This window comes from Nostoc sp. DSM 114159 (genome assembly GCF_053470285.1).
In genome coordinates this window covers 4,927,512-4,954,341 of the sequence record NZ_JBPFEH010000001.1, presented here as the reverse complement: position 1 = coordinate 4,954,341, position 26,830 = coordinate 4,927,512, and the positions used below count along the sequence as shown (strand labels likewise).

The following is a 26,830-nucleotide window of genomic DNA, read 5'->3' as shown; positions in this document are numbered from 1 at the left end:
TGAGTTAGGAGTTTTGTTTATCTCCTTGTCCCCTCATCTCCTCATCTCTCCTGCTCCCCTGCCCCCTGCCCCCTGCCCCCTGCCCCCCTACTTCCTAAAGAGGGCAATACTCTTGAATAGTTTTTACATCCAAAGTAGTATTTTGTAAGGAACGGATGGCGGCGACGGTAGCTTTTGCGCCAGCGATGGTAGTAATGATGGGAATTTTGTAAGCTAAAGCTGTGCGGCGGATTAACCTAGCATCAGTCTGGGCTTCTTCCCCGGAAGGTGTGTTGATAATAAGTTGGATTTTCTGGTTTTTGATCGCATCAAGAACGTGGGGACGACCTTCATGGAGTTTTAACACTAATTCAACATTTAACCCATGTTCCAGAAGAACTCGACGTGTACCAAGGGTAGCCATCACTGTAAAGCCCAAATCGATAAATTCTTTCACCACACCACTTGCAGCAGCTTTATCGCGATCGCTCATTGATACAAATACAGTTCCCGTTAACGGTAAACGCTCCCCAGCACCCATCTCCGCTTTGGCAAAGGCACGGCCAAAGTCGCTATCAATCCCCATCACCTCACCAGTGGATCTCATTTCTGGGCCCAATATTGTATCAGTTCCTGGGAATTTATTAAAGGGTAATACAGCTTCTTTTACAGCAATATGTATAGGAATGACTTCCTCTGTAAAATTTAGCTCCTCTAAGGTTTTACCCGACATAATTAAGGATGCTAGTTTCGCTAGCTGTACGCCCGTAGCTTTAGATACAAATGGCACTGTGCGAGAAGCACGGGGATTGGCTTCTAAAATGTAAACTTGGGGAGAATAACTGCTTGCACCGACAACGGCAAATTGAATATTCATCAACCCTACGACTGACAATGCTTGTGCTAGCTGTATCGTCCAAGTACGAATCTGATTGAGAACTGCTGGTGATAGGGAAATGGAAGGTAAGGAACAAGCAGAATCTCCTGAGTGAATTCCAGCTTGCTCAATGTGTTCCATAATACCACCAATTACCACTCTTCCTGTATGGTCGGCGATCGCATCGACATCGACTTCAATCGCGTTTTCCAAAAACTTATCAATTAAAATCGGATGTTCTGGTTCTACGAGTACCGCAAAGGTCATGTAGCGTTCCAACTCAGAATCGGAATAAACGATTTCCATCGCCCGTCCCCCCAACACATAACTGGGACGCACCACCACTGGATAGCCAATACGTTTGGCGACAACCAGCGCATCTTCATAACTCCGTGCAATACCATTAGGTGGTTGGGCAATATTCAACTGTTGGAGAATCTTTTCAAACCGCTCCCGGTTTTCTGCCATATCTATGGAATCTGGCGATGTACCCCAAATTTGAGTGCTGTTAGCGTCAGCGGGGCGTTTAGCCCGTGCTGAGTCCTGAGTGCTGAGAAACTGCTGGAGTGGGATAGCCAACTTTAGGGGGGTTTGTCCGCCAAACTGGATAATTACCCCGACTGGATTTTCAGTTTCGATGATGTTAAGGACATCTTCTTTTGTTAACGGCTCAAAGTAAAGGCGATCGCTGGTATCGTAATCTGTCGAAACTGTCTCTGGGTTAGAGTTAACCATAATCGTCTCATACCCCGCATCCTTCAAAGCATAGGCGGCATGACAACAACAATAGTCAAACTCAATTCCTTGTCCAATGCGGTTGGGACCTCCACCCAAAATCAACACTTTTGGTTTGGTTGCGGGCATTACCTCTGTTTCTTCTTCGTAGGTAGAATAGTAGTAGGGGGTAAAGGCTTCAAACTCAGCCGCGCAGGTATCTACGGTTTTATAAACTGGGATAATTCCTAGTGACTTGCGGTAGGCGCGAACTTCATCTTCAGTGGTTTTGGTGGCATAGGCAATCTGGCGATCGCTATATCCATCGCGCTTCACTTCATAAAGTTGCTCTTTTGTCAATTGCTGTAAAGTTGTCCGCTTCAGGAATTTTTCGATATCTAATAGTTGCTGAAATTTATCTAGGAACCACGGGTCAATACCAGTCAGTTCATATATTTCCTCAGCACTAATTCCTAGTTGCAAGGCATGGCGCACGGAGAAAATGCGATCGGGGTTAGGTGTCCGCAGTTGGGCGCGAATTTGTTCGCCACTGGGTAATTTTTCGGCTCCATCGCAACCCCAACCAGCACGTCCGGTTTCGAGCGATCGCAGTGCCTTTTGAAAGGATTCGTTGAATGTCCGCCCAATTGCCATTGCTTCCCCCACAGACTTCATTTGGGTTGTCAGCACTGGGTCGGAGCCAGGGAATTTCTCAAAGGCGAAGCGGGGGATTTTTGTTACCACATAGTCAATTGTCGGCTCAAAGGATGCGGGAGTTTTCTTGGTGATGTCATTTTTAATTTCATCCAAGGTATAACCTACAGCCAATTTTGCGGCCATTTTGGCAATGGGGAAACCCGTAGCTTTGGAAGACAAAGCTGAACTGCGGGAAACCCGCGGATTCATCTCAATTACAACCACATCGCCATTCAGCGGATTGATGGCAAATTGAATATTAGAACCACCAGTTTCCACACCGATTTCGCGGATGATTTTAATTGCCATATCCCGCAGCCTTTGATATTCTTTATCAGTGAGGGTTTGCGCGGGAGCGACGGTAATTGAGTCTCCGGTGTGAATGCCCATCGGGTCAAGGTTTTCGATGGAGCAGATAATCACCACGTTATCTGCCAAGTCACGCATCACTTCGAGTTCATATTCTTTCCAGCCGAGTAAAGACTGGTCAATGAGAATTTGCGAAACAGGACTGGCATCTATACCTACTTGTGCCATTTCTTCAAATTCTTCTTGGTTGTAGGCAATGCCGCCGCCACTTCCACCCATTGTGAAAGCTGGACGAATAATTAGGGGATAACTACCAATTTGGCGGGCAACAGCTTTGGCTTCTTCTAAAGATTCGGCTGTGTCGCTAGGACACACAGCTACTCCGATCTTTGCCATTGCTTCACCAAACAGCTTTCGATCTTCAGCTTTTTCGATCGCTGGGAGTTTAGCGCCGATTAATTCAACGCTGTACTTTTCCAACACCCCATTTTTGGCTAAAGCAACAGCGATGTTGAGGGCGGTTTGTCCTCCCATCGTTGGTAAAAGAGCATCAGGGCGTTCTTTTTCGATGACTTTTTCGACCAATTCCGGTGTCAACGGCTCAATGTAAGTGCGATCGGCCGTTTCCGGATCGGTCATAATCGTTGCAGGGTTGGAGTTGACCAAAACCACTTCATAGCCTTCTTCTCGGAGCGCTTTGCAGGCTTGAGTGCCAGAGTAGTCAAACTCACAGGCTTGTCCGATCACAATTGGACCAGAACCTAACAGCAGAATCTTCTGGAGGTCGTCACGGCGGGGCATAGTCGTTGCCTTGGAATACGAAAATAGAAATCCTGATCATTTTAAGGGTCTTTACCCCCTCTGGTGCTTTTTATTATTAAGTTTTCTAAGTTTGATGACAGGGAGGAGTGGGGAACGGGGACAAGGGGGACAAGGGGGACAAGGGGGACAAGGGGGACAAGGGGGACAAGGGAGACAACAGGACAAGTCTCTCCCTTGTCTCCCCCGTCTTCCTTGTCTACCTTGTCTCTTTCTCCATGCCCAATGATTATTTTGTATTTTTAATTTTATTTAATTATGATGCTCAAATTTCTAAAGCTTTTGCGAATCTTTATTATTTAATCTGATGAATTTTGTGATAAACGATCGTTTATTTTGGTATATATCTGTCTGCTTATTTATGCACAAATAGATTATTTAGATAAAAATTTATTTTAACTAGCTAATTGCTAAATATTTTCAACGTTAAATATTATATAAATATGTTTACTTAAATTAAAAATGGCAGAGAATAGGGATACTATTCTCTGCCATTTTTTATCTTATTTTAATAGTTGGTGCTGCCAAGTTTTTTTTCAGTCTAGGTAGACAAATCTAGATTATGAGAATTTTAGCTTTGAGCTGCTTGGACAAACCCTAAAGTTAAGCTGTCTTTGGCGAGGAAGTGAGATAAATGATAGGCACGTTCCTCAGTTTTCAACAAAATCTTTTCGTACAGATAGCGTGTGCCCCGATCGCCTAAACTCTCTGCCTGAGCAGCTTGGCGGCGAATTACGCCAATGATTGCTTGTTCGGCAGCTAGATCGTTTTCCACCATTTGGCGAGAGGAATATACGCCTTCAGATTCTTGCTCAAAACAGGTTAATTCTGCTAGTTTGCTGAAGGTAGCTACTGGTACACCACCCAGTCCATCTAAACGTTCTCCAATTTCATGAACGTGGTCTTGTACTTCGTTGTAGCTTGCGTTAAAAAACTCATGCAGAGAGTAAAATTCTGAGCCTTCAACTACAAAATGATGCTTTTGGTACTGCAAGTACAGTGCCTGGAAACTAGCTAATATAACGTTAAATCCTTCTGTAACTGGAGCAGTTACACTGCGATCCAGCAATACAGGATTGTCATATACATGACCAAAATTCCGTAACAAAGTTTGCGTTTCAGACATTGTTCTCCTCGCTATTTAGCAATTATAGATTTTAACTGCTTATTCTTTACATATTAACATTTTCACAATCAGAGCAAGCCAATTTGCCATTACAAGATTTTGTATTTTTGTTTACTAAAATTCTTAAGTTTATTGTTTGCTGGATTATGGCACGCTCATCGAGTTGTGTATCTTTCTCATTACTATTGACATGAACAGTTAAGTGTGTATACCTCCTGAGGGGAGTGAGGGGAGATAAAGGAGTAAATGCCTTCTCGTCCTAATACTCCTTGTCATTTACCGGATCTCTCTCATGGGATGATTGCAAGAATTTTATTTTTTTTGCAAAATTAATGAGAATTGTTTGCACTTAAGGTATGCTGGTTTTAAGAGGCTAGATTACTAAGATTTTCAAAAAGCAGGAAGTTAAATGGCCGTAGTTACTACAAGTTTGTTGCACTTTGAGGGCAATTCTCTTGAAATCGTATAGTTCAGAAATAGAAATAAACCACCTTGTAGAGGTGAATTGGGTAGACCGCTGGCAAGTCTATCAACGCTTAGAGGAGTTAGACATTCCTTGTATTTGTGCGGCTAACCAGCCATTAAAAGTTGAAATTAGCAATCCGACTGCGGCTGTTCAACTTTGGAGTGTAGTACGGCGATTTACAGCCTCTCGTCAAGACCAAATTTGGACTCTTGAGTGTTGCTGGAAAAGTCGTTATCAACAGTTCTAATTTTTTGCTACTGCTGAGAATATCTCGCTTGACAGCTTGTATTAGTTAAAAGGAGGTTAAAAAATGGGTGCATCTCACAATCTGGAAGTATCAAAATTTTGCCTTGAGGGCAGATTTATAGATTTTGTTATAAAAGACGGCTATAAGCTGAAAGGTTTACTGCTAAGTACTCATGAGGGTGAATGCTACGTTAAACTCGCTAAACACTTACGGGCTGCTTTTGATTTGCGGCTACCAGCAGGTACTTGGCTACAAGTTGTTGGTTATAAAGAATACGATATAAAAAAAGACAAAGTTACACTCAAAGCTGAACGTGTGATGGCGGCGCGTTCTGAAACAGCAACGATTCAAACGATCGCAGCACCAGTCCAAGAACCCCCATCTATTGATAATGTCAAGGTAAAACCAGCTAAGACTAAGGCCACGATTTTGGTGTGTCAAAAGTCTGATTGTATGAAACGCGGTGGTAAAGCAGTTTGTCAGGCGTTGGAGGCAGCTTTAAGCGATCGCGGTTTAGAAGACCAAGTTACAATCAAGGGCACTGGTTGTATGAAGAACTGTAAAGCTGGGCCGAATTTAGTAATGCCAGATAAAACCCGCCATAGCCGAATTCAAGCTGCACAGGTTCCAGCCTTGATGAATCAGCATTTTGGCGACAAAAATTTAGAATCACAGCCTGAGAATTTAAGGGAAGTAGCGATATCTAATGGCAAACTTTGGGGAAGTAGTTCATAAAATCTTGACATTTCGATGAGAAAGCTTAATAATATCTTCTCAAGTGTGTTCCGTTAATACTCGGCCGTAAAGCCCGCTAGAAGTTTGCAATCAAATCAAAAAACTGGCTTTAATTAAGGCCAGTTTTTTGAATGAAAAGGATTTTTATTAAGCAATTTTTGACTGGGATGCTTCGATAATTTAAAAAGATTCAAGGGAATGTGGTTGATTGATGAATACGTAGACGCACTGAGGCTTGTTGTTAGACATCGCTTACAGTGGAAGCGTCAATCATCAATGACTTAAAAGCAAATGCCACACACCCCGCAGTGGATATACATCGTTTTTTTCCCACTTAGCACGATAGTCATGATTTTTGTATTCCGTCATGACTGGAATCGCCTCGCTAAACTCTACAGCACTCAAGAAGCGCCGCCACAAAACTTCTCCCGAATGCAAAGCGGTTCTGTGGGTTTGGCGTATTACAAAGGAACTTTAAACGTTGGTACAAATTCTCAAGGGATTTATTTGAGTATTTTCCCGTTGTTTAGCTTTGGACTTACGCCGTTGTTGATTCCCTGGAGTGCCATTAGGAAAATTGAACCTGCTAACGAACTATTTATTGAGCGTTTTCGTTTGTATGTTAGTTCGCCAAAAGTCAAACTGATTTTAAGTAAAGATATTTTGGAACCAGCTAAAGAATTTTTAGCCACACAGGGATTTGAGTGGATTTAGACAAATCGCGTTTTTAGGGAACTCCAAAAAATAAATTGTCCAATTTTTGGAATCAAAACAACTTTTCCTCCCCCTGCCCCCTGCCCCCTGCCCCCTGCCCCCTCTGCCCTAAAAGCGATGGAATATTTTTTTATTTGGAAATCCCTTAGCTGGCTGATATCATTTTGAATTTTAAATTTTGGATTGTGTCTCTTACGGTGAAGCAAGCTATGCGTAGTGTCTCATTTAGATACAGAATTAGATTGAGCGATCGCAACACTTTTTCATGAGAAAGGAAAAACCGCTTCATATTTTTGTGTAATTGCGTTCAGCCGCCAGTCTCTCGAATGCAACTTAGCTGAGATATTGCGCTTACCCGTTTCTGTGCCAGAGGTGGAAATCCCAGGCTCATAATGCAAGTCCACTCAAATGGACTTGCATTATGAGAGAGGAAATTGATTAGCAGTTTGTTGTTGGGATTTGTGGGTTTCCTGGAGAGTAGGTTGCAAATTACATGACTTCGTTAGACAAAACAGCAACATCTGTCGGATGGATGTAGCTTGCAGATGGTCAGGGAAGAGAATTAAAAAGTTATTGAGGTCTTGGATAGCTTTACCAATAGATTCTGAAGAAGCACCCTCTGATAAGGCATGGCGATATAAGCGGTTTGCTTGTTGAGTGTATTGAGCAGCCAAATAGTAAAGGGCTAAATTAAAGGTATTACTCCAGTCTTTGGGATCTTTTTGACAATGCTCTGTAGCAAGCTTGATAGCAGGCACTATCACAGCCCGTGCTTTGTCTGATTGTTTAAGAGCTAAGTAGACTAAAGCACGATTATACACAGCATCTTCATAACGTTTTTCCTCATAAGCTTTTAACCCATTTACTAATTGCTTACCCCAACGTTGAACTTCAGCAGAATCCGCATCTTTACCAGCCTGAAGCATGATTTTTGCATATTGTTGAGCAAAAGTGGGTTGATTTTTGACCAGAGCAAGAAATTCATTAAGAGCTAGAAGTAAATTCTTTTGCGGTGACTGACATAATTTATGGTAGAAAATATTTAATGTGTGACTTTGCCAGCTAGGATCGCGCTGTTTCTGATCTTCCTCTAATTGCAAATCGTTTCGCAGGCTGTCATAATATTGAGCCAACTTACCATGTATATCAGCCCAACTCTGCGGTGATGAAAGGCGTTTGTGGCATAACATTTGGGCTTTGACGACATCATGATAAACCCAGCCGTTGCTACGTTCGTTGATAAAAGATGTTTCTTTGAGCCAAGTAAATAGCTCATCAGCTTCTTCTTCTGTTCTTAACTTGGCTATAACATCCCGGTTCAAGCACCGAGGAATGGCAGCATCAAGCACCACTTGTCGCCGTTTGGGATCGTCAATCCATCTTAAAAAGCTTTTTACAGCACTGCTGCTAGGCTCAATTATCTGGTTGGGGTGATTGGGATGAGCATCTGCTAACATTTCCATTAGCAGGGGTAAGTTTCCAGAAACGTTTAAAATTACTTCAACAATCCGACTGTCCGTAATGCCTTTGTGAGTTAGATATTGTTTGGCTTCTTCTTCTGTAAACGGTTCTAGAGGCAAACGAGCTATTAATCCTTCGTAGGATGCCCAGTCATTTTTATCTAATTCTTGCCGACTGGCAACAATCATTAATATATTGGCAGATACTTTACCGTGTTGATTCTCAAAAATTTCCCGTAGCCAGTTCTCTAGGAATTCTGCGGTGCGTTCTGAGGTATCGAAAAACAGGATAACAGTAGTTTTATCAGCAATTTTAGAAATATCTTGCAAAAATAGCGGGGTCAGAACTTCTTTAGGTTCTTTAACTAAATGCACCTCATCTTTATTGGTTATTTTCTTAGCAACATAAGATGCCCATTCTCCGGCTTGGGTGGCTAAAGCATCTTCATCTACAAAGTCAAATACAGCGCCGCCAACGGGAACTTGACGCGCCAGATGCACACCAGTTTTTACCATAGTTTTCCCAACAAAAGCGGAAAAACCTTGAGGAGCATCTGGATCTGTTTCTAATTCTTGGCACTTTTGGCAGTAGACTTTGTAGCGATCGCTAAACTGCGTTAGTTTGTAACCTTGCTGTTCTAACTCCTCAGCTATATGACCCATAACCTCTGGTATAGTTTTTTCAGCTTCATCAATGCAAGCCGAAATCATTTTTGCTTCATCAGCAATTTTCCGAAACTGCCGCAGCAAGGTAGTTTTACCAACTCCGCCTTGACCACAAACGTTAAACAGAAAACAATGGCGATCGTCTTCTACTGGTAATGTTAAATTTTGGCGAAATCGGTTTATTTGGTCTTCACGACCGACAAAATTTGATTGTTGACGTTGTTTAACAATATCTTGTAAACTCTTAGGCTTGTCTTGGGTATTCATAACAAGATTTAATTTTGAGGCGTTAATGTCTATAAACAGAACTACCAAATATACAAAGTGTATTTCGGAGTTTACTAAACTTTTTCGAGATAATTTTTATGTGTTGACCTTCTGAGGCTCGACGTTGACCTTCTGAGGCTCAATGTTGACCTTCTGAGGCTCAACTTTGACCTTCTGAGGCTCGACGTTGACCTTCTGAGGCTCGACGTTGACCTTCTGAGGCTCGACGTTGACCTTCTGAGGCTCAACTTTGACCTTCTGAGGCTCAACTTTGACCTTCTGAGGCTCAACTTTGACCTTCTGAGGCTCAACTTTGACCTTCTGAGGCTCAAAAATGCCTTGACGACTTAGCGCTTATCGATGGAGTCTAATATAGACCTAACCCCCAGCCCCTTCCCTACAAGGGAAGGGGAGTAAGATTTAAAGCCTTCCCCTTGTAGGGGCTACGGTGTACACACAAGTCTTTTACCCCACCCTAACCCTCCCCTTATAAAGGCTACGGTGTACACACAAGTGGTATCTGCAAGGGTTTCAGGCGTTATAGACCCCTTGAATTGTCATTACGAGCGGAGCGAAGTAATCGCATAATCCCGTAGTTAAAGCGATTGCTTCGTCGTTCCTCCTCGCAATTACAGGCTTTCGGAGCGATCGCACAATCCTATTGCTAGAGGACGAAACCAAGTGTCAGGTAGAATTTCACGACTTGTGTGTACACCGTAGCTTGTAGGGGAGAGGTTTGGAGAGAGGTCAAAGTGTATTTTAGATTAACGAGATGCACTATAGAAATCGCGGCTACACGAGACTTTACCCACCTGCGCGGGTTTCAAAAATCTTTAGATATAAAACGCGAAAAGGGCATAACAATGTTATGCCCCTACAAATGACGTGTATTTTACCAAGTTGACAACTGGTATAATTGCCTGTTTCAAGTTTTAGCTAACTGGGACTTCGGATTGCTTCTTCTTAGAACGGCGGTTAAACCTGCGTCCCATCTCATCAATTACTGCATCTAAACCTGCGACATCACCGCTAGCTTTGGCGTAGCTATATGCTAATGCTGCTGCGTATGCTTCACTAGCAGCAGCTATACAGGTATCATCCACCAATTCTTGCAGTTGCGTTAGAGACAACAGCACCGGATACAAGTCCTCATATATTTCTAAGTCCCGGCGCATTTCTTCTAAATCAAAGTAACGAGGCAAAAAGTTAGGGTTTTGTGTTGCCACTTGTAAAGCTTTGCTGACAAAAGCCCGACTTTTATCTCCCATTTTCAGCATTGTTCGCCGATCTTCAGGGGTCAAATCAACCAAAAACGGTAACTTTTCTCTAATTGTAGCGATCGCCTGCATGACTGCTTCTTTGTCTGCTGGGTCTAGGCTGGCACTGATACGATTTTCTGCCATTTTTAATACTCCTTTAGGGTACTTAATTTCAGTATTCCCAAAGTTGTAAAGGCGATCGCATTCATCAGAAGCGAACACTCAAAAATACTTACAATTGTCAATTGTTCTATTTTTCCTAACCGCCAATCACAGCGATCGCATCAATCTCTACCAACACATCTTTCGGTAAGCGCGATACTTGCACACAAGCCCGCGCTGGGGCTGTATCTTCCGGGAAATATTTAGCATAAACGGCATTCACCGCCGCGAAATCATTCATATCAGCTAAAAATACAGTGGTTTTCACCACATCTTGAAAAGTCGCACCAGCTGCTGTGAGGATGGCTTCAAGATTAGCTAATACCTGCTCAGTTTGTTTTTTGACATCATCAGTGTAGACGACATTACCAAGGCGGGGATCGATGGCAATTTGTCCAGCTATAAATACAAATTGACCAGAAGCTGCGATCGCTTGATTATAAGGGCCGACTGGTGCGGGTGCGTTATCAGTATTAATTACTTTACGGGTCATAGATATTACTTTCTCTAGCGATGTTTCCTGTTTATCGATTTCTACCTGAGAAGCGATCGGCTTGTAGACTTCTCCATCTGGCATTATCGCACCAGTCAGGTCTGCATCTTGCAGATTAGCTCCGTAAAGATTTGCTCCAGTTAAGTCAGCTTTTCTAAGATTTGCTCCGTTCAAATTTGCTTTCATTAAATCCGCTTGTTGTAAATCCGCTCTCTCTAAATTTGCCCCTTTTAGACAGGCTTTTCTGAAATTTACGCCTCTAAGATTTGCTGCACCTAGATCAGCTTCAGCCAGATTCATGCTTGATAAATCTTTTTGAGATAAATTAACACCCCGAATCTTGACTCCCTGCAAATTAGCATCTTTGAGTATCACACGTGTTAGGTTTGCTTGACTAAAATCAGCTTCAAACAAGTTAGCCCCACTTAAATTTGCATTACTAAGGTTAGCTCTCACGAGATTTGTTTCTTTCAAAGAAGCTTCAGTTAGATTGGCAGAACTTAGCGTAGCATCACTAAAGTTGGCATTATCTAGGTTGGCATTACTTAAATTAGCGCTATTTAAAGTTGCTCCACTAAAGTTGGCACTAGTTAGCTCTGCCCAACTCAAATTTAAATGAGAGCTTTCGACTAAACCACTAAAATTTGCACCTGTCAAAGATACTCTGGTAAAATTTGTGCTTTGAAGACATGCCTTACTCAGATTGGCATTATTTAAATCCGCTCCTGTCAAATCTGCACTTGTTAGGTCTATCCCACTCAGATTTGCACTTTTGAGGTCTACTCCTCTCAGATTTACTGAATGAAACTTTCGTTGACCTTGTGCATATTGTTTTAAAACTTCCTCAGCATCCATAATGCACCCTTAAATACCCTGACACAGTATAATCACAAAAACTTTGTGTCACAGATATTCCTCTCCCCTCTTCCCTTTGCGCCCTTGGCGTCTTGGCGGTTCGTCCCTCTTACCCTAACCTCGGACGTATCCCATAATGCCGATATCGCCAATAATCCCGCAGAATGCGATCGTGGTCAAAACATAAATTACCAGGGACACGCCAATACTCAAAAATGCCTACGCCCTTAGCATCATCTCCAGCCACCGGTTCCCCCGTAGCTGTCGCCAAAAACACAATGCTAATCGTATGCTGACGCGGATCGCGATTTGGGTCAGAATATACCAGTAATTGTTCAACTAATTCCACCTGTAAACCCGTCTCTTCCTGAGCTTCGCGCCGGGCCGCCACTTCCACCGCTTCGCCATAATCTACAAAACCACCAGGAATAGCCCAACCTAAAGGTAGATTATGTCTCTCAATTAACACTATTGGCCGATGAGGTCGATCTACTAGTTCAATAATGATATCAACTGTCGGTGTAGGATTTCGGTAAGTCATACAATTTTGGATTTTAGATTTTGGATTTTGGATTAATTAGGTGAGCATTGGGCATTAACCAAGAACAAATGACAAATGACAAATGACAAATGACTTTCCCCTGCAAATACCGTTCCGTGATAAATTCGATGCGATCGCCTAGCGTTTCCATCAGACAATTGCTCCCTCTCATAATTCAGGTTACTTATGCCTTTTCCTAGATCCAGTGGCATTTTGCTGCATCCTACCTCCTTTCCCAGTCGATTTGGCATTGGGGATTTAGGCTTAGAAGCCTATCGCTTCATTGATTTTCTTAAAGAAAGCCATCAACAATATTGGCAAGTTTTACCACTGGGCCCCACTGGATACGGCAATTCTCCGTATATGTGCTACTCAGCAATGGCAGGAAATCCTCTGTTAGTTAGCCCAGAAAAGCTTTTAGAAGAAGGTTTACTATCTGAGGAAGACTTTGCTAATTTACCAGAATTCCCGGTAGAAAAGGTCGATTTCGAGCAGGTTGTGCCGATTAAGATTGCGCTACTCAAAAAAGCCTGTGACAACTTTAGAGCCAATGCTACGCCCATTCAGCAAAAAGAGTTTGCAGGTTTTTGCGACAGTAAAGCTTATTGGCTAGATAATTACGCCTTATTTATGGCGCTGAAAGATGCCAACGACAATGCAAACTGGCACTCATGGAAACCAGAATTTGTCAAGCGCGACCCACAAGCATTGGAGCAAGTACAGCATCGGCTCAACGGAGAGATTTATTATTACAAATTCGTCCAATTTGAGTTTTTCCGCCAGTGGTCAGAACTAAAAAGTTACGCTAATATGCGCGGCATTAGTATTATTGGCGATATCCCCATCTACGTATCTCATGATAGTGCCGACGTGTGGGCGCATCCCAACATGTTTTGTTTAGATCCAGAGACAGGAGCTGCTGCCCTAATGGCAGGAGTTCCACCAGATTACTTTAGCGCCACCGGTCAATTGTGGGGCAACCCGGTTTATAACTGGGAGGAATTGCAAAAACAAGACTTTAAGTGGTGGGTACAGCGCTTTGAGGCAATGCTGGATTATGTAGATATAATTCGTATTGACCACTTCCGCGGCTTCGAGGCTTATTGGGCTGTGCCGCAAGGTGAAAAAACTGCCATAAATGGTAAATGGGTGGAAGCGCCTGGAGATGCTTTCTTTGAAGTGATTCGGCAAAAGTTGGGCAAGCTACCCGTCTTAGCAGAAGATTTAGGAGTAATTACACCAGGGGTAGAAGCGCTGCGAGACAAGTATGAATTTCCGGGGATGAAAATTTTGCAATTTGCCTTTAGTGCTGATTCCGCTAATCCATTTTTACCATTCAATTATCCGCACAATGCTGTAGTTTATACCGGAACTCACGATAATGATACAACTATAGGCTGGTTCAATACAGCTGAGGACGAGGAAAAGCAAAACTTGTTGCTTTATTTAGGTTCTATCAGCCCTGATGGCATTCACTGGGATTTAATTCGCCTAGCTTTGAGTTCTGTAGCCAACCAAGCGATTATTCCTTTGCAAGATATTTTGGGATTAGGAAACGAAGCACGGATGAATTTTCCCAGTGTTGCTGAGGGGAACTGGGAGTGGCGCTATCGAGCAGGAGCGATAACAGACGAATTGCGCGATCGCTTGAAAGCTCTTACTAAACTCAATGGACGCGCTCCGGAAGATCAAGTCCAGTAAGGAGTGGGGCTGAGTGAGCAGGGGAGCAAGGGAGCAGGGGAGCAGGGGGACAAGGAGATAAACAAAACTCCTAACTCTTAACTCTTAACTCTTAACTCCTAACTCCTAACTCCTAACTCAGCACTCCTAACACCCCATGCCCCATGCCTCATATTTTAAAACTTAGGCTTGGCAGCAATCCTAACTTCTTCCTCTTTCCCTGGCTCTCCCATTTCCTTGGCTTTCTCTTGATTGACGCTCACCAACACCCCACCAGCATTATCAGTTTTCACTGTCAGTTGCTCTTGGGCTTTCCAAACTCGGTGAGTTCCCTCTGGCAGAATACCCTCAAACTCGGTTTTACCATCGGCTACTATACGAATCCAAGATGAGGCTTTCAAAGTTACACCAACCTGTACAACCTGTCTCTTTTGGACACCGCTCAGGGTATCGCTGACAGGTTGTACCTGTGTTGACTCTTTTAGTTGAGCTATTTCTGGTTTAACAACAGACTTTTGTTTTGGATATTGCTGGTTTGGGCTATTACTTGCTTGTAGTAAGGCGTTATTTAATAACTGAGATAACCCATTTACAGAGCATACTATTAGGAATATGTAAAGAAAGTAAAGATGAATCGGACGCAGTTGAGCTAGGGGTGAAGTATTCCCCCTACTTAGAGGACTAACTTGTGCAGAACTGATCGGAAAAGTGCCAGAAAATTCTACTCCATTCAAGCCTAGTGCATCGGCAAATTGTCTGATCAAACCCTGAATATAGACTGGTTCTGGTAGATCGTTTAAATTACCTTCTTCGATCGCCTGCAATAATCGTCGGGGAATCCTGGTCAATGCAACCACTTGCTCTAGAGATAAACCCTGTTCTTGACGCAAAGCCCAAAGTTGAGCGCCTAATTCTGCCAACTTTTCGGCTCGTTGTTCCTCTAATGAAAGTGATGGCTGGTGCTTATTCTTCTTTCTTAGCCATTTCATGCCTACTGACACTCCTTAACTCCACTGAATCAATAATTAGGTTGCGCGATCTGATCTTGCAAAAAGTGAATTTCATAATCTTTGAGGGAACGATATTTACCCTCTGACAAAAAGGGTTCTTTTGGAGTTTGTAATTGAATTGGGCCGATAGCAGTCCGATGCAGCTTGATTACTGGGTATCCTAACTGTTGAGCTATCCGGCGAATTTGACGATTTCTTCCCTCCTGCAATACTATTTCTAAAACGCTTTCCTCGGTACGACGTTTTATGAGGCATACCTTAGCGGCTCTGGTTTTTCTACCCTCCAACATCACACCTTGACGCCACATCTGTAGTACCGTTTCTGGAGGATGTCCTTTGACCAAAACATGATATGTCTTGGAAATACTGTGACGTGGATGGGTTAGTCCAAATGTCAGTTCTCCGTCATTAGTCAGGATTAATGCTCCTGTAGAGTCTGCATCTAGACGACCAACTGGGTGAATACCTGAACCCTCCCGTAATTCTTTCGGTAGTAGATCCAGGACTGTTGGTCTGCGATGAGGGTCGTAGCAAGTAGAAACCACTCCCGCAGGTTTGTGCAGCAATAGATATATTAAAGCCGGACGCTGCTTTTGGGATACAGGCTGACCATCAACTGCGATCGCATCTTTTTCGGGATCGACTTTTTGACCTAAATGTGCCAATACTCCATTAATCCGCACCCGTGATTGCCTAATCATTTCTTCGGCTTCACGACGTGAGGCGATACCCCATTGAGCAAGAATTTTTTGTAACCGTACCTCCATGTGGAAATTGCTTATTTATTGTTATCAATTAAATGATATTTGCATTTTGTAGCGAGTAGGCATAAATGTTACATTTAAAGCTTATTTAATTTCGGTTCGGTTGTTGAGCAAATACTCTTAAACAAATTGGTTAAATGCCAGAGCAAAATTCCCAAACAACAAGTGGAAATAAAATCCGCATAATTACGCAGGTACTCACAACAGCAGTCAAGCTCTGGTTGAGATCGCAGACCAGCCAAATCTCTGAACTAGAAGTGGAGATTAAAGCTAGCGATCGCCAACTTTTCTCTGGACGCATTCCTTCGGTATCTGTTTTTGCTACTCATGCAGTTTATCAAGGTCTCCTAATTACGCAAATTCAATTAATAGCAGAAAATATTCGGATCAATCTCGGCTCCGTACTCAAGGGAAAACCCCTGCGATTGTTAGAGACAGTACCAGTGGTTGGCGATTTGATTGTAGATGAGAAGGATCTTAATGCTTCTCTCTCATCAGACTTATTATCGACTGCATTGAGCGATCTATTGGTTAAGGTTTTACCAACAAATTACCCCGAGTCACAACCAATCAAGTGGCAAGAAATTATCCTTGGGAACAACCAAATTATACTGCGAGGTTTGAGAGTCACCAATAGTGAAACAACGCCTCTAGAGATTTGTTTGGGCTTACAATTACTTAGTGGACATGAGTTGCAACTGGTACATATCCCAATCAAGCCAGACCAAGGAGATATATTAAAAAATAATTATGAGTACAATCTCGATCTTGGCTCAGATGTCGATATCCAAGAATTAACGCTGATCCCAGGAAAGCTGGTGTGTCGTGGGCGGATTAATGTTAACCCTTGACGGATCTCACAAATTAAAAAATATTAATACCCTATTTTAACGTGAGTTGGACAAGTATTATTTGACCTCTCCCCCAACCCCTCTTGGACACGGAGAGGAGAGCAAAAGTTGAATTTTTCATTGCTCCTGTCTTTGGGTTTTAAAGAGGAAGGCTGGGAAGGAGAGGTTTGTCGAACTCACGTTATTTTAAACGATCTGGCCCAATACAACTCTTAGAGAGGCTGCACTTCGACTCATTTCGGCTACGCGGTAATTGAGCGTAGTCGAAATTCAATGACCAACGCTCTGTTACCACGCCAACGACTTGGCGGTAGTTGAATCTCAACTTACTTCGACTACGCGGTAGTTGAATCTCGACTTACTTCGACTACGCGGTAGTTGAGCGCAGTCGAAACTCAGTACAAGTCGCTCGATTACCGCGCAGCGATGCACTGAGCGCAGTCGAAGTGTCGAAACTCAGTAAAAGTCGCTCGATTACCGCGCAGCGATGCACTGAGCGCAGTCGAAGTGTCGAAACTCAGTACAAGTCGCTCGATTACCGCACAGTCGAAACTCAGTATAAGTGCGCAATGACGGCAGTTGACGGCAGTTGCTCCACTTGGGGAGACCCCATCGCCCTTGGCGTCTCCCCAAGTGGAGAAGACCGCACTGCCTCCTCCCCTTGGGGAGACCCCAGACGCTTGTACCTCGCTTGCCACCGGCGCTATGCGCTAAAGCGTCTCCCCTTCTCCCATTCGTGAGAGGCTAGCGCCAAGGAAGAAGACCGCACTGCCTCCCCAATGCCCAACTTACCTATTTACTAAGTAGTGGCAAAAGTAATGTCACAAAATAGTAAACCAAAGGTGCTGTGAAAATATAACTATCGGTACGGTCTAAAATACCACCATGACCGGGGATTAATTGCCCAGAATCTTTAACTCCAGCATCCCGTTTGAGCATAGATTCAGTAAGATCCCCTAAAAGACTAGCAATGCCAATCAGCAAACCCAATGCTAAACCTGTGAAAGGAGATTTGGGCAAGTGGAGATAATAGGCTCCTGCTATGGCTACGGCAACACTTGAAGTAATACCAAAGACAGCGCCTTCAACAGTTTTTTTCGGGCTAATGTCAGATAGACGCGTTTTCCCAAAGAATTTGCCAATGGTGTACGCACCGATATCAGCTGCCCAAATACACAAAAAAGTTAGTAATGTGGCTGTAAAACCTTGTGCTAAAGAAGCGGAATTTGCTTTTTCCCAGAAATCTGTCCAGGTTGTGGGCCAGTAACCCCCCAAAGGGAGATTGCTAAAAGCAGCGCTATCAATTGCTCGTAATCGCACCCAGTAACTTGGTAAATAACCGACGTAAAATAGCCCCATAATAGAAGCGGAAACATCAGCGATCGTCGCAAATTTGGGTTGAAACAGCAGGTAAAAACAAATAAGAGTGCCAGCTATTGGCATCACAGCGTCAGCTAAACTGCCATCAAGGGTGCAAATCACCAGCAATACTTGGCTGACAGCCATAGTGGTTTTAGCGGCAGGAGCGATGCCTCTAGCTCGCACCAAATTAAAATATTCCTGTTGACCCAAAAAGATGATAACCGCAAAGATGATGGTAAAGTACCAACCCCCAAAAAGGGTTGCCCAAAGAGCAAGAGCGATCGCAACAATTCCACTAATAATCCGAGACCAAGGCATAGAAGTATTAAATATTGGGAATGGGGCATTAGGCATTGAGCATGGGGGATGGGGCATGGGGGATGGGGCATGGGGGATGGGGCAGAGAGGTAGAGAGGTAGAAGTTCTAAAATTTTTGAATGCGTGAATTTTGAATGCGTGAATTTTGAATTCATTTCTCCCCTGCTCCCCTGCTCCCCGGTCACTGAGCGTAGTCGTTCGCGCAGCGTCTCGTAGAGAAGGGCTGCTCCCCCTACTTCCTCATCTTTGTTTTCCTCCTTCCCTTGCCGCCTCTTTCAATGCCCTATGACGCCACTTGACGGCAGTTGACGGCAGTTGCTCCACTTGGGGAGACCCCATCGCCCTTGGCGTCTCCCCTTGGGAGAAGACCGCACTGCCTCCTCCACTTGGGGAGACCCCAGACGCTTGCGGACTCGCTTGCCGCCGACGCTATGCGCTAAAGCGTCTCCCCTTCTCCCATTCGTGAGAGGCTAGCGCCAAGGGAGAAGACCGCAGTGGCTCCCCTATGCCCCATTTCCTAATCCAGTTTCTCACCACTGAGGATAAAAATGGGATCGACGGCGGTAAAGGTTTGAGAAAAGCCGCGTGTCTCTAGGCGGTTAACCGCAGATTGGACGACTTCGATATTTCTAGCCCTTAATAGGGAAAAGCTTTGGGAAATAGCATACAGACTTTCTAGATTAGCAGCTGTGGCTACAACCCGACCGGATGGCGGCAAATAATGCCAAGCTGCTTGCAGTATTTCCTGAATGGGGCGACCTCCCTCAATACAAACGCGATGAGGGGTAATTTTCAGGTCATGTAAACATTCTGGGGCGCTGCCTTCAACAACTTCGACATTTTTCACATCAAAGCGATCGCAGTTACGCTTGATCAGACTAGCTACTTCTTCATCCCTTTCGATAGCGATAATCTGTCCGCCTGGACACAATAGCCCCACCTCTACCGGAATTGTACCCGTCCCTGCACCAATATCCCACAACACGGAATCTGATTTCAGCCGCAATTGGGCAATCAATAGTAGTCGGACTTCTCGCTGGCTCAGAGGAATTCCTGGCAAATGCTCGAATAATTCATCGGGAATACCGGGGGTAATATAAGGCCAAAGTTGGGAGGGCATAGAATTACGCAATTATACTAAAGATATCGATTTGCCAAATTGAAAAGCTATCAGTTATACAACTTTTCAACGGTAGCATTATAAGAAAACATAATGATTGGTGAAATATTAGGCGATCGCTACGAAGTTCAGCAGCTATTAGGAAAAAAAGCAGGGCGACGGACGCTATTAGCTCGTGATTTGCAAACTCAAAAATTAGTTGTCATTAAATTACTCTCTTTTAGTAGTGACTTTGAGTGGGATTCACTCAAGTTGTTTGAGCGAGAAGCTGAAACTTTAAAAAACCTAGCACATCCCTCAATTCCTGGCTATTTAAACTATTTTGAGGTAAATTTACCAACCATCAAAGGATTTGCTCTAGTCCAAACTTATATTCCTGCACAAACCTTAGAGCAATGTTTACAGACTGGGCGGATTTTTACCGAAGCTGAAGTCAAACAGATAGCCAAAGCACTTTTAGAGATTCTTGTTTACCTACATGAACTACATCCGCCTATAATTCATCGTGATATTAAGCCTAGCAATATTTTATTGGGGGAGCGTTCTGGAAATAGTGTCGGTCAAGTTTATTTGGTAGATTTTGGCTCAGTGCAAACAGTCTTGGCCAGCGAAACCGGGACAAGAACTGTGGTGGGAACCTATGGCTATATGCCACCAGAGCAATTTGGCGGACGCACTGTTGCAGCATCAGACCTTTATAATTTAGGCGCAACTTTAATTTACTTGGTGACAGGTACTCACCCAGCCGATTTACCCCAAAAAGATTTTCGCATTCAGTTTGAACAACTAGCTAATCTCAGTCCCAGCTTTAGCAATTGGTTAAAGTGGATGATTGAGCCTAATTTAGAACGGCGTTTGAGTTCTGCTGACCAAGCGATCGCAGCTTTAGAGAAACCACAACCAATAAACTTGCCGACTTTGGTTGTTGGCAAACCAGATGGGAGTAATATTCAACTAACCAAAAATGGGGATTCTCTAGAAATTATCGTTCCACCATCTGGTTTTGATTCATCAATAATATTTACAGGTTTGTTTGCGATCGTCTGGAATTCATTTATTCTCTTTTGGACAATTGGCGCACTTTCAGCACCTTTTCCTGTCAACATCCCCTTTGCGATGTTTTCACTTCCATTTTGGGGTGCTGGCTTGATGATGGTGTATAAATTTTTCTTTCATTTTTTTGGACGCATCTGCTTACGCCTGAATTCCAAACAAATTTCCCTAAGCTGGGAGTTGTTTTCTGGAAAATTTTCTCGTCATCGTGCATCGCCAAGACAAAGTATTAATAAGTTAGTTTATATTCCCAAACATTTTACTAAAGATTCTGAAGGCACGAGAATTGCCGTCCCCGCACAATTGGATATTTGGGTAGGAGTAAAAAAATATCAACTTGGTGGTAGTGATGGTGCAATTAAATCGGAAGCGGAACTGGAATGGCTAGCTCAAGAATTAAGTGATTGGTTACGTATGGATATTACCAAGTAGTATTTTATGTAATAGTTTTAAATATAATTAGCTAGATTGCAGTGCTGATTATGATTGGTCAAATATTCAGCGATCGCTACGAAGTTCAGCAGCTATTAGGTAAAAAAGCTGGGCGTAGAACTTTGCTAGCTCGTGACTTAAAAACTCAGGAATTAGTCGTCATCAAGTTACTCTCTTTTGGTAGTGACTCTGAATGGGACGATTTCAAGCTGTTTGAGCGGGAAGCCAAAATTTTAAAAAACCTAGCACATCCCTGTATACCTCGCTATTTAGACTATTTTGAGGTAAATTCACCAACCATCAAAGGATTTGCCTTAGTACAAACTTATATTCCAGCACAAACTTTAGAGCAATACTTACAAAGTGGGCGGACTTTTACCGAAGCTGAAATCAAACAGATAGCCAAAGCACTTTTAGAAATTCTGATTTATTTACATGGGTTGCATCCGCCTGTAATCCATCGTGATATTAAGCCTAGCAATATTTTATTGGGCGATCGCTCTGGTAATAGTGTCGGTGAAGTTTATCTGATTGATTTTGGTTCGGTGCAAACTGTCCTGGCCACAGAAACTGGGACTAGGACTGTGGTAGGAACCTATGGCTATATGCCACAGGAGCAATTTGGCGGGCGTACCGTTCCCGCTTCTGACCTTTATAGTTTAGGTGCAACTTTAATTTATTTAGTGACAGGTACACACCCAGCTGATTTACCCCAAAAAGATTTTCGCATTCAGTTTGAGGTAGCGGCTAATCTTAGCCCCAGCTTTAGCAATTGGTTAAAGTGGATGGTTGAACCCAGTTTAGAAAAGCGTTTGAATTCTGCTGCTGCTGCAATCGCAGCCTTAGAGAAACCACAGTCAATAAATTTACCTACTTTGGTTGTTGGCAAACCAGATGGCAGTAAGATTCAATTAACCAAAAATCAGGATTCTCTAGAAATTATCGTTCCACCAGCTGGTTTTAATCTATCAACAATATTCATGGGTTTATTGGCGATCGCCTACAATTCATTCTGGCTTTTTTGGATAATTTGCTCACTCTTGTTTTCTTCTAAGTGGTTAGCCTTGTTTTTTCTTCTCTTTTTGGGTCTTGGCTGTTGGTTGATATATGACGTTCTTCTCTTTAAGTTGTTTGGACGCACCTGTTTACGCCTGAATTCAGAACAAATTACCTTAACCTGGGAATTTTTTATTTGGAAATTTTATTGGCCGCGTCCGTCATCGAGACAAAGTATCAATAAGCTGATTTACATTCCAAAATACTTTCCTAAAGACTATCTAAGTAATAGAATTGCCGTTCCAGCACTATATATTTGGTCAGGAGGACAAAAATATCAGGTTGGTGCGAACGATGGCGGTATTAAATCTGAAGCAGAACTTGAATGGTTAGCTCATGAATTAAGTGAGTGGTTAGGTTTGCCAATTACTAATCCAATGGGAAGTTAGTTGCGCTGATTATTGACGAATTGATATCAATTCGATATCAGTTGTCTGTTGGAGCGATCGCCCTTATACCCTGTTTTTACAAAAGGGTCGAGCACTTATCAGTGGCGAACTTATCGGATTTGAGCCATCAATGTCTATATTTAATTACAGATGCCTTAGAGGAAATTTATATGTTTGGACTGGGATGGCCAGAAATAGCTGTAATTAGCATAGTCGCTATTCTAATTTTCGGCCCAAAAAAAATTCCCGAACTGGGGACTGCACTGGGCAAAACCCTACGAGGTTTTAAGGAGGAAATGAAAACTCCTAGCGAAGAAACCAATCAGGAAGAAGAAAAACAGTAATTAAAGGAGTCAGGAGAAGCCAGCGCCCTGCTTCCTCCTGATTCCTGACTACAGCAAGGTATTAACAACAGAAGAAGGTATGATTCCATTTTGGGAATCGATAACAGTTGTGCCGGGATTTTGTTGGTGTGTCTCTTCCTTGGCTAAACCACGCAGCTTAATTAACTTAATAGCCCTACTAACACTTTCTGGCAAAATGACCACTAGGCTGTTATCAGGAGCCATATCTAAGCCTTTATTGATTGCTTGGGTTTCATCCAGAATTGATTCATAGCGGCTATCAGGCTTAACTTCTGTGATGCCTTGAATAATCAACTGGGCGGCTGAACCCCGTAGGCGTCCGCGTGTATCATCGTCTTCTTTGATAATGATGTAATCAAAAATTTGCGCTGCTAATTTACCCAAAGTAACAAAATCTTCGTCGCGGCGATCGCCTGGTCCACCAATTACGCCAATTCGTTGTCCTGTAGTCCAGTTCCGCACAAAGGAACCTACCGCTTCGTAACTGGCTGCGTTGTGGGCATAGTCTACTAAAGCATGGTAGTTGCCCAAATTAAATAGATTCATTCGTCCTGGTGTTTGGCTAACTGAAGCTCGGAAGGTCTTCAAACCAGCACGAATCTGCTCAATTGTGACGTTTTGCACAAACGCTGCCAAACTTGCTGCTAAAGCGTTGGCAATCATAAACGGCGCACGTCCGCCCATTGTTAAAGGTATATTTTCTGCTCTTTCTATGCGGTGTGTCCAATCACCTTTAACAATTGACAAATAGCCATTTTCATATACTGCTGCTACTCCACCCTTTTGGATATGCTTCCGCACTAATTCCGAATCGGGGTTCATGGTGAAGTAAGCAATATTAGCTTTAGTTTTTTCTGACATAGCGGCGACGCGGCGATCGTCGGCATTGAGTACCGCATAGCCATCAGGGAATACAGCTTCTGCCACTACACTTTTGAGGTTAGCTAACTGCTCAATGGTATCTATATCGCCTATTCCTAAGTGGTCGGCCGCTACATTCAATACTACCCCTACATTTGCGGCTTCAAAGCCCAATCCAGAGCGGAGAATGCCACCGCGAGCCGTTTCTAGTACTGCTACTTCTACCGTAGGATCTTGGAGGATGACATAGGCACTTTGAGGACCTGTATTATCGCCAGCTTCTACTAAGTAATCACCGATATATGTTCCGTCGGTAGTAGTATAACCTACTACTTTACCAGTCTGTTTATAAATATGTGCTAGTAGTCGAGTAGTGGTGGTTTTGCCATTAGTACCCGTGATGCTGAGGATGGGAATTTGGCTAGATTGCTCGTTAGGAAACAGCATATCTATCACTGCACCAGCGACATTGCGGGGAATACCTACGCTTGGGGCAACGTGCATCCGAAAACCGGGAGCAGCGTTAACTTCGACAATCACGCCATCCACTTCCCGCAGAGGACGGCTAATATCTGTGGTGACGATATCGAGTCCGGCGATATCCAAACCGATTATCTTGACTACTCGTTGTGCCAACCACAGATTTTCTGGGTGAATTTCATCGGTACGATCGACGGCACTACCACCTGTACTCAAGTTGGCTGTTGCCCTGAGATAACAAATAGTGCCCTTGGGTGGCACGCTATTCAAGGTGTAACCTTGCCTTTCTAGCAGCTGGTAGCTGGTGCGGTCTAGTTCAATCTTGGTCAGGACGTTATCATGTCCTTCACCGCGATTTGGATCGAGGTTTGTTTCTTCAATCAGTTCGGCAATGGTGGATCTGCCGTTGCCAATGACATGAGCTGGGACACGTTCGGCTACTGCTACTACTTTGCCATTTACCACCAGTACCCTGTGGTCGCGCCCAACGTAATATCTTTCGACAATAATTGACCGAGAAACCTGTCTAGCAGCTTCATAAGCAGCCTCTGCTTCTTCCCAACTTCTGATATCAATGGTGATCCCACGTCCGTGATTGCCATCTAAGGGCTTGATGACGATGGGATAGCCGCCAACGAATTCAATGGCTTGTTCTAAATCGTCTAAGAAGTTGATTACTGTACCTCTGGGTACTGGCGCACCAGCAGCAGCAAGGATACGTTTAGTGGCTTCTTTATCGCAAGCTAGTTCTACGCCCAGAATGCTGGTGTTGTCCGTCATTGTCGCCTGCATCCGCTTCTGGTTCACGCCATAGCCTAGCTGAATCAAAAAGCGGGCTTCCAGCGCCATCCAGGGAATACCTCTTTTTTCTGCTTCTTTGACGATCGCTTCCGTAGAAGGTCCCAAGGAAGCATCACGGGAAAAATCTTTCAGGTCTTGGATATCTTGCTCGAGTTCTGCCATGGGATAACGGCCTCGATCGACGATACTCTGGCACAGCCGTACTGCGGCTCGTCCAGCGTAGCGTCCCGCTTCCTCATTCAGGTACTCAATTACTACTTGGTAAATTCCGGGTGTGGCAGTTTCGCGGGTGCGACCAAAGCCGACATGCATCCCAGCTAATTCTTGGAGTTCTAAGGCTACGTGTTCCACTATGTGGCCCATCATAGTGCCTTCTTTGACTCGCATCAGAAAACCACCACGACAGCCAGGCGAACAATAGTGGCCCTCCAGACTTGGCAGCGCCTCAACTAATCCTTCATAAAAGCCAGGGATTTCATTCGAGGGCGTCTCGCCAAGGTTTTCTAAATCGAGGCGCATGACGATCAGTTTGTGGCGTCGAATGCTCCAATAGTTTGGGCCGCGTAATGTCTGGATCTTGAGGATTCTCATGGGAATAGGTAGATGGAGATTCGGAACCAAAATTCTAGTTTCTTACTGGAATTGACCGCTAAACTGTTCACTAAAAACAGTTTTTTCTTTTTACATGGTATTCTTATCATTTTTCTACGGTAAGAAATAATAAATGTGCGGTCAACTCAGTGTAACCTCAGATACTCTATCCCGTCAGCTGGAGATTCGGTGTACAGCAGGCAATACAGTCCGCTGGTACAAGTGGAAGCGATCGCCTAAGCTGAGGATATGGAGACGTAAATTATGTACGGTTAAAGGTTCATTAGCACCGACATGGGGTTCGTTAGTATGGGTCAGTTCGGTGGGATCGACAATGGTGACACTGCCTTTGCCCATAACTTGTAGCCAACCATCACGTTCAAACACTGCACAAGTATCTTCGTCAATGCCAATACCTAAGCGATCAGGATGAGCTGAGATCGCACTAATCAGTCGCCCCATCCGATTCCGGTTGTGAAAGTGTTGGTCAACGATTACTTCGGGAATAAATCCCAAACCCGTTGCCATATCCACTAGGGAACGATTGGGCGTCTCTCCACTCCCGCCGCCAGCAATCATGTGATGCCCCATCACCGCCGCTCCTGCACTGGTGCCTGCTAACGTCAGTTGCCCCGCCCTCACCCGCTGACGAATAATTTCCATCGCTGGCGTATCTGCCAATACACCACAAAGACGTAGCTGGTCTCCTCCTGTCAAAAATACCCCACTACAGGCTTCTAAGGATGCTTTGATCTGGGAGGCTTCACACTGTTCTCGTTCGCGGATGTCTAAAATCTCTACCTTCTGGGCACCCATTTCTTCAAAAATGCGAATATACCGACCACCGATGATGGCAGGTTCGCGAGAGGCAGATGGAATAATTGTAATATAAGCCTTACTAGCACCGGCGCGTCCAAAAAAAGTTCGTAGGATTTCGCGCCCATGAACTTTATCTTCTGCACCTCCGATAACCAGAACGGCGGTTTTAGTTGCTTGGGGTGTCCTCATTTCTAGCGATTTAGCTTGTAATTGCGGCATTTTGGTTCTCCTGTCAACAACTTCAGGAGCCATCGCCTTGGTGTTCGCATAGCGTCTCCGTCAGGAGAGGCAGTCGCTCAGAGGGGGTTTCCCCCATGAACGACTGCCGTGCATGGTTCCCCGGCTTGTGGCGAATGGCGTGTGAATTCAACAAGGTTCAGTTGCTGATAATTTTTGCGCTTTGCAACTTTTGAGAGGACACTTTTTGGAAGTTTGGAACTGGGGAAAGCCACTCTCCAAATTCTCGCTTCACGCTCGCATTGCCTCAGTCTAA

General features: G+C 43.9%; 21 protein-coding genes. 8 read left to right on the top strand and 13 right to left on the bottom strand.

What is annotated here, in order from left to right; all coding sequences use genetic code 11:
- Positions 1–94: 94 nt before the first annotated feature.
- Entirely contained in the window at positions 95–3,376 is a 3,282-nt protein-coding gene (gene carB / locus ACR5KR_RS20450) for a carbamoyl-phosphate synthase large subunit (protein WP_448267801.1), read from the bottom strand.
- 589 nt (positions 3,377–3,965) lie between these two features.
- Positions 3,966–4,520: a DNA starvation/stress protection protein DpsA gene (dpsA, locus tag ACR5KR_RS20445; protein WP_448267800.1), complete on the bottom strand. Its 555-nt coding sequence runs from the start codon at positions 4,518–4,520 to the stop codon at positions 3,966–3,968.
- Positions 4,521–4,975: 455 nt separating this feature from the next.
- Here dpsA and ACR5KR_RS20440 point away from each other — a divergent pair, with 455 nt between their 5' ends.
- The 3 genes from ACR5KR_RS20440 to ACR5KR_RS20430 all read left to right on the top strand — a co-directional run bounded on the left by ACR5KR_RS20440 (position 4,976) and on the right by ACR5KR_RS20430 (position 6,682).
- Positions 4,976–5,233: an Asr1405/Asl0597 family protein gene (locus ACR5KR_RS20440; protein WP_445630743.1), complete on the top strand. Its 258-nt coding sequence runs from the start codon at positions 4,976–4,978 to the stop codon at positions 5,231–5,233.
- A 63-nt stretch (positions 5,234–5,296) separates the two neighbouring features.
- Positions 5,297–5,968 (top strand): (2Fe-2S) ferredoxin domain-containing protein, encoded by a 672-nt coding sequence (locus tag ACR5KR_RS20435; protein ID WP_448267799.1) that lies wholly within the window; start codon positions 5,297–5,299, stop codon positions 5,966–5,968.
- Positions 5,969–6,316: 348 nt separating this feature from the next.
- A complete protein-coding gene (locus ACR5KR_RS20430; protein WP_445630745.1) occupies positions 6,317–6,682 on the top strand; it encodes a hypothetical protein in 366 nt (121 codons plus the stop codon).
- A gap of 419 nt (positions 6,683–7,101) precedes the next feature.
- Here the strand turns inward: ACR5KR_RS20430 and ACR5KR_RS20425 are convergent, their stop codons facing one another.
- From ACR5KR_RS20425 to ACR5KR_RS20405, 5 genes are all read right to left on the bottom strand, one after another.
- A complete protein-coding gene (locus ACR5KR_RS20425; RefSeq protein ID WP_448267797.1) occupies positions 7,102–9,075 on the bottom strand; it encodes a hypothetical protein in 1,974 nt (657 codons plus the stop codon).
- Between the two features lie 932 nt (positions 9,076–10,007).
- Positions 10,008–10,478 carry a hypothetical protein gene (locus ACR5KR_RS20420; protein ID WP_448270274.1) on the bottom strand — a complete coding sequence of 157 codons (471 nt, stop codon included), beginning with the start codon at positions 10,476–10,478 and terminating at the stop codon, positions 10,008–10,010.
- A 115-nt stretch (positions 10,479–10,593) separates the two neighbouring features.
- Positions 10,594–11,844 carry a Rid family detoxifying hydrolase gene (locus tag ACR5KR_RS20415; RefSeq protein ID WP_448267796.1) on the bottom strand — a complete coding sequence of 417 codons (1,251 nt, stop codon included), beginning with the start codon at positions 11,842–11,844 and terminating at the stop codon, positions 10,594–10,596.
- Positions 11,845–11,953: 109 nt separating this feature from the next.
- The gene (locus ACR5KR_RS20410) at positions 11,954–12,385 is read right to left on the bottom strand and encodes an NUDIX domain-containing protein (protein ID WP_448267795.1); all 432 of its coding nucleotides are present in this window, start codon (positions 12,383–12,385) and stop codon (positions 11,954–11,956) included.
- Positions 12,386–12,398: 13 nt separating this feature from the next.
- Positions 12,399–12,557, bottom strand: coding sequence for a hypothetical protein (locus ACR5KR_RS20405; protein ID WP_448267794.1), 159 nt, complete (start codon positions 12,555–12,557; stop codon positions 12,399–12,401).
- Between the two features lie 14 nt (positions 12,558–12,571).
- Between ACR5KR_RS20405 and malQ the strand changes: the two genes are divergently transcribed.
- Positions 12,572–14,086 carry a 4-alpha-glucanotransferase gene (malQ, locus tag ACR5KR_RS20400; protein ID WP_448267793.1) on the top strand — a complete coding sequence of 505 codons (1,515 nt, stop codon included), beginning with the start codon at positions 12,572–12,574 and terminating at the stop codon, positions 14,084–14,086.
- A gap of 155 nt (positions 14,087–14,241) precedes the next feature.
- Here the strand turns inward: malQ and ACR5KR_RS20395 are convergent, their stop codons facing one another.
- Both ACR5KR_RS20395 and ACR5KR_RS20390 read right to left on the bottom strand, forming a co-directional pair.
- Positions 14,242–15,054, bottom strand: a complete 813-nt coding sequence (locus ACR5KR_RS20395; RefSeq protein WP_445630752.1) for a helix-turn-helix domain-containing protein — start codon at positions 15,052–15,054, stop codon at positions 14,242–14,244.
- 29 nt (positions 15,055–15,083) lie between these two features.
- Positions 15,084–15,842: a pseudouridine synthase gene (locus tag ACR5KR_RS20390; RefSeq protein ID WP_445630753.1), complete on the bottom strand. Its 759-nt coding sequence runs from the start codon at positions 15,840–15,842 to the stop codon at positions 15,084–15,086.
- A gap of 134 nt (positions 15,843–15,976) precedes the next feature.
- Here ACR5KR_RS20390 and ACR5KR_RS20385 point away from each other — a divergent pair, with 134 nt between their 5' ends.
- On the top strand, positions 15,977–16,690 hold the full coding sequence (locus tag ACR5KR_RS20385) for an LmeA family phospholipid-binding protein (protein WP_445630754.1): 714 nt from the start codon (positions 15,977–15,979) through the stop codon (positions 16,688–16,690).
- A gap of 792 nt (positions 16,691–17,482) precedes the next feature.
- On the opposite strand, the gene ACR5KR_RS20380 is transcribed toward ACR5KR_RS20385, so the two are convergent.
- Positions 17,483–18,370 (bottom strand): phosphatidate cytidylyltransferase, encoded by an 888-nt coding sequence (locus ACR5KR_RS20380; protein WP_445630755.1) that lies wholly within the window; start codon positions 18,368–18,370, stop codon positions 17,483–17,485.
- Positions 18,371–18,887: 517 nt separating this feature from the next.
- Positions 18,888–19,490, bottom strand: coding sequence for a precorrin-6Y C5,15-methyltransferase subunit CbiT (gene cbiT / locus ACR5KR_RS20375; protein WP_322669798.1), 603 nt, complete (start codon positions 19,488–19,490; stop codon positions 18,888–18,890).
- Between the two features lie 93 nt (positions 19,491–19,583).
- Between cbiT and ACR5KR_RS20370 the strand changes: the two genes are divergently transcribed.
- The 3 genes from ACR5KR_RS20370 to tatA all read left to right on the top strand — a co-directional run bounded on the left by ACR5KR_RS20370 (position 19,584) and on the right by tatA (position 22,764).
- A complete protein-coding gene (locus ACR5KR_RS20370) occupies positions 19,584–20,975 on the top strand; it encodes a serine/threonine protein kinase (protein ID WP_448267792.1) in 1,392 nt (463 codons plus the stop codon).
- A gap of 50 nt (positions 20,976–21,025) precedes the next feature.
- Positions 21,026–22,420 (top strand): serine/threonine protein kinase, encoded by a 1,395-nt coding sequence (locus tag ACR5KR_RS20365; RefSeq protein WP_448267790.1) that lies wholly within the window; start codon positions 21,026–21,028, stop codon positions 22,418–22,420.
- A gap of 170 nt (positions 22,421–22,590) precedes the next feature.
- Complete coding sequence (gene tatA / locus ACR5KR_RS20360; protein ID WP_094348761.1) at positions 22,591–22,764, top strand: twin-arginine translocase TatA/TatE family subunit; 174 nt, start codon at positions 22,591–22,593, stop codon at positions 22,762–22,764.
- Positions 22,765–22,812: 48 nt separating this feature from the next.
- On the opposite strand, the gene cphA is transcribed toward tatA, so the two are convergent.
- Both cphA and ACR5KR_RS20350 read right to left on the bottom strand, forming a co-directional pair.
- Positions 22,813–25,518 carry a cyanophycin synthetase gene (gene cphA, locus ACR5KR_RS20355; protein ID WP_448267789.1) on the bottom strand — a complete coding sequence of 902 codons (2,706 nt, stop codon included), beginning with the start codon at positions 25,516–25,518 and terminating at the stop codon, positions 22,813–22,815.
- Positions 25,519–25,692: 174 nt separating this feature from the next.
- On the bottom strand, positions 25,693–26,556 hold the full coding sequence (locus ACR5KR_RS20350) for a cyanophycinase (RefSeq protein WP_322739152.1): 864 nt from the start codon (positions 26,554–26,556) through the stop codon (positions 25,693–25,695).
- Positions 26,557–26,830: the final 274 nt, after the last annotated feature.

Excerpts from the sequence above, each read along its gene's own strand:
- ACR5KR_RS20435 (WP_448267799.1), top strand. The coding sequence starts at position 5,297 with ATGGGTGCATCTCACAATCTGGAAGTATCAAAATTTTGCCTTGAGGGC.
- ACR5KR_RS20425 (WP_448267797.1), bottom strand. The coding sequence starts at position 9,075 with ATGAATACCCAAGACAAGCCTAAGAGTTTACAAGATATTGTTAAACAA.
- malQ (WP_448267793.1), top strand. The coding sequence starts at position 12,572 with ATGCCTTTTCCTAGATCCAGTGGCATTTTGCTGCATCCTACCTCCTTT.
- tatA (WP_094348761.1), top strand. The coding sequence starts at position 22,591 with ATGTTTGGACTGGGATGGCCAGAAATAGCTGTAATTAGCATAGTCGCT.
- cbiT (WP_322669798.1), bottom strand. The coding sequence starts at position 19,490 with ATGCCCTCCCAACTTTGGCCTTATATTACCCCCGGTATTCCCGATGAA.
- ACR5KR_RS20350 (WP_322739152.1), bottom strand. The coding sequence starts at position 26,556 with ATGCCGCAATTACAAGCTAAATCGCTAGAAATGAGGACACCCCAAGCA.
- ACR5KR_RS20385 (WP_445630754.1), top strand. The coding sequence starts at position 15,977 with ATGCCAGAGCAAAATTCCCAAACAACAAGTGGAAATAAAATCCGCATA.
- ACR5KR_RS20415 (WP_448267796.1), bottom strand. The coding sequence starts at position 11,844 with ATGGATGCTGAGGAAGTTTTAAAACAATATGCACAAGGTCAACGAAAG.
- ACR5KR_RS20420 (WP_448270274.1), bottom strand. The coding sequence starts at position 10,478 with ATGGCAGAAAATCGTATCAGTGCCAGCCTAGACCCAGCAGACAAAGAA.
- ACR5KR_RS20430 (WP_445630745.1), top strand. The coding sequence starts at position 6,317 with ATGATTTTTGTATTCCGTCATGACTGGAATCGCCTCGCTAAACTCTAC.
- ACR5KR_RS20405 (WP_448267794.1), bottom strand. The coding sequence starts at position 12,557 with ATGAGAGGGAGCAATTGTCTGATGGAAACGCTAGGCGATCGCATCGAA.
- carB (WP_448267801.1), bottom strand. The coding sequence starts at position 3,376 with ATGCCCCGCCGTGACGACCTCCAGAAGATTCTGCTGTTAGGTTCTGGT.
- dpsA (WP_448267800.1), bottom strand. The coding sequence starts at position 4,520 with ATGTCTGAAACGCAAACTTTGTTACGGAATTTTGGTCATGTATATGAC.
- ACR5KR_RS20365 (WP_448267790.1), top strand. The coding sequence starts at position 21,026 with ATGATTGGTCAAATATTCAGCGATCGCTACGAAGTTCAGCAGCTATTA.
- ACR5KR_RS20380 (WP_445630755.1), bottom strand. The coding sequence starts at position 18,370 with ATGCCTTGGTCTCGGATTATTAGTGGAATTGTTGCGATCGCTCTTGCT.
- ACR5KR_RS20395 (WP_445630752.1), bottom strand. The coding sequence starts at position 15,054 with ATGAAATGGCTAAGAAAGAAGAATAAGCACCAGCCATCACTTTCATTA.
- ACR5KR_RS20410 (WP_448267795.1), bottom strand. The coding sequence starts at position 12,385 with ATGACTTACCGAAATCCTACACCGACAGTTGATATCATTATTGAACTA.
- cphA (WP_448267789.1), bottom strand. The coding sequence starts at position 25,518 with ATGAGAATCCTCAAGATCCAGACATTACGCGGCCCAAACTATTGGAGC.
- ACR5KR_RS20370 (WP_448267792.1), top strand. The coding sequence starts at position 19,584 with ATGATTGGTGAAATATTAGGCGATCGCTACGAAGTTCAGCAGCTATTA.
- ACR5KR_RS20390 (WP_445630753.1), bottom strand. The coding sequence starts at position 15,842 with ATGGAGGTACGGTTACAAAAAATTCTTGCTCAATGGGGTATCGCCTCA.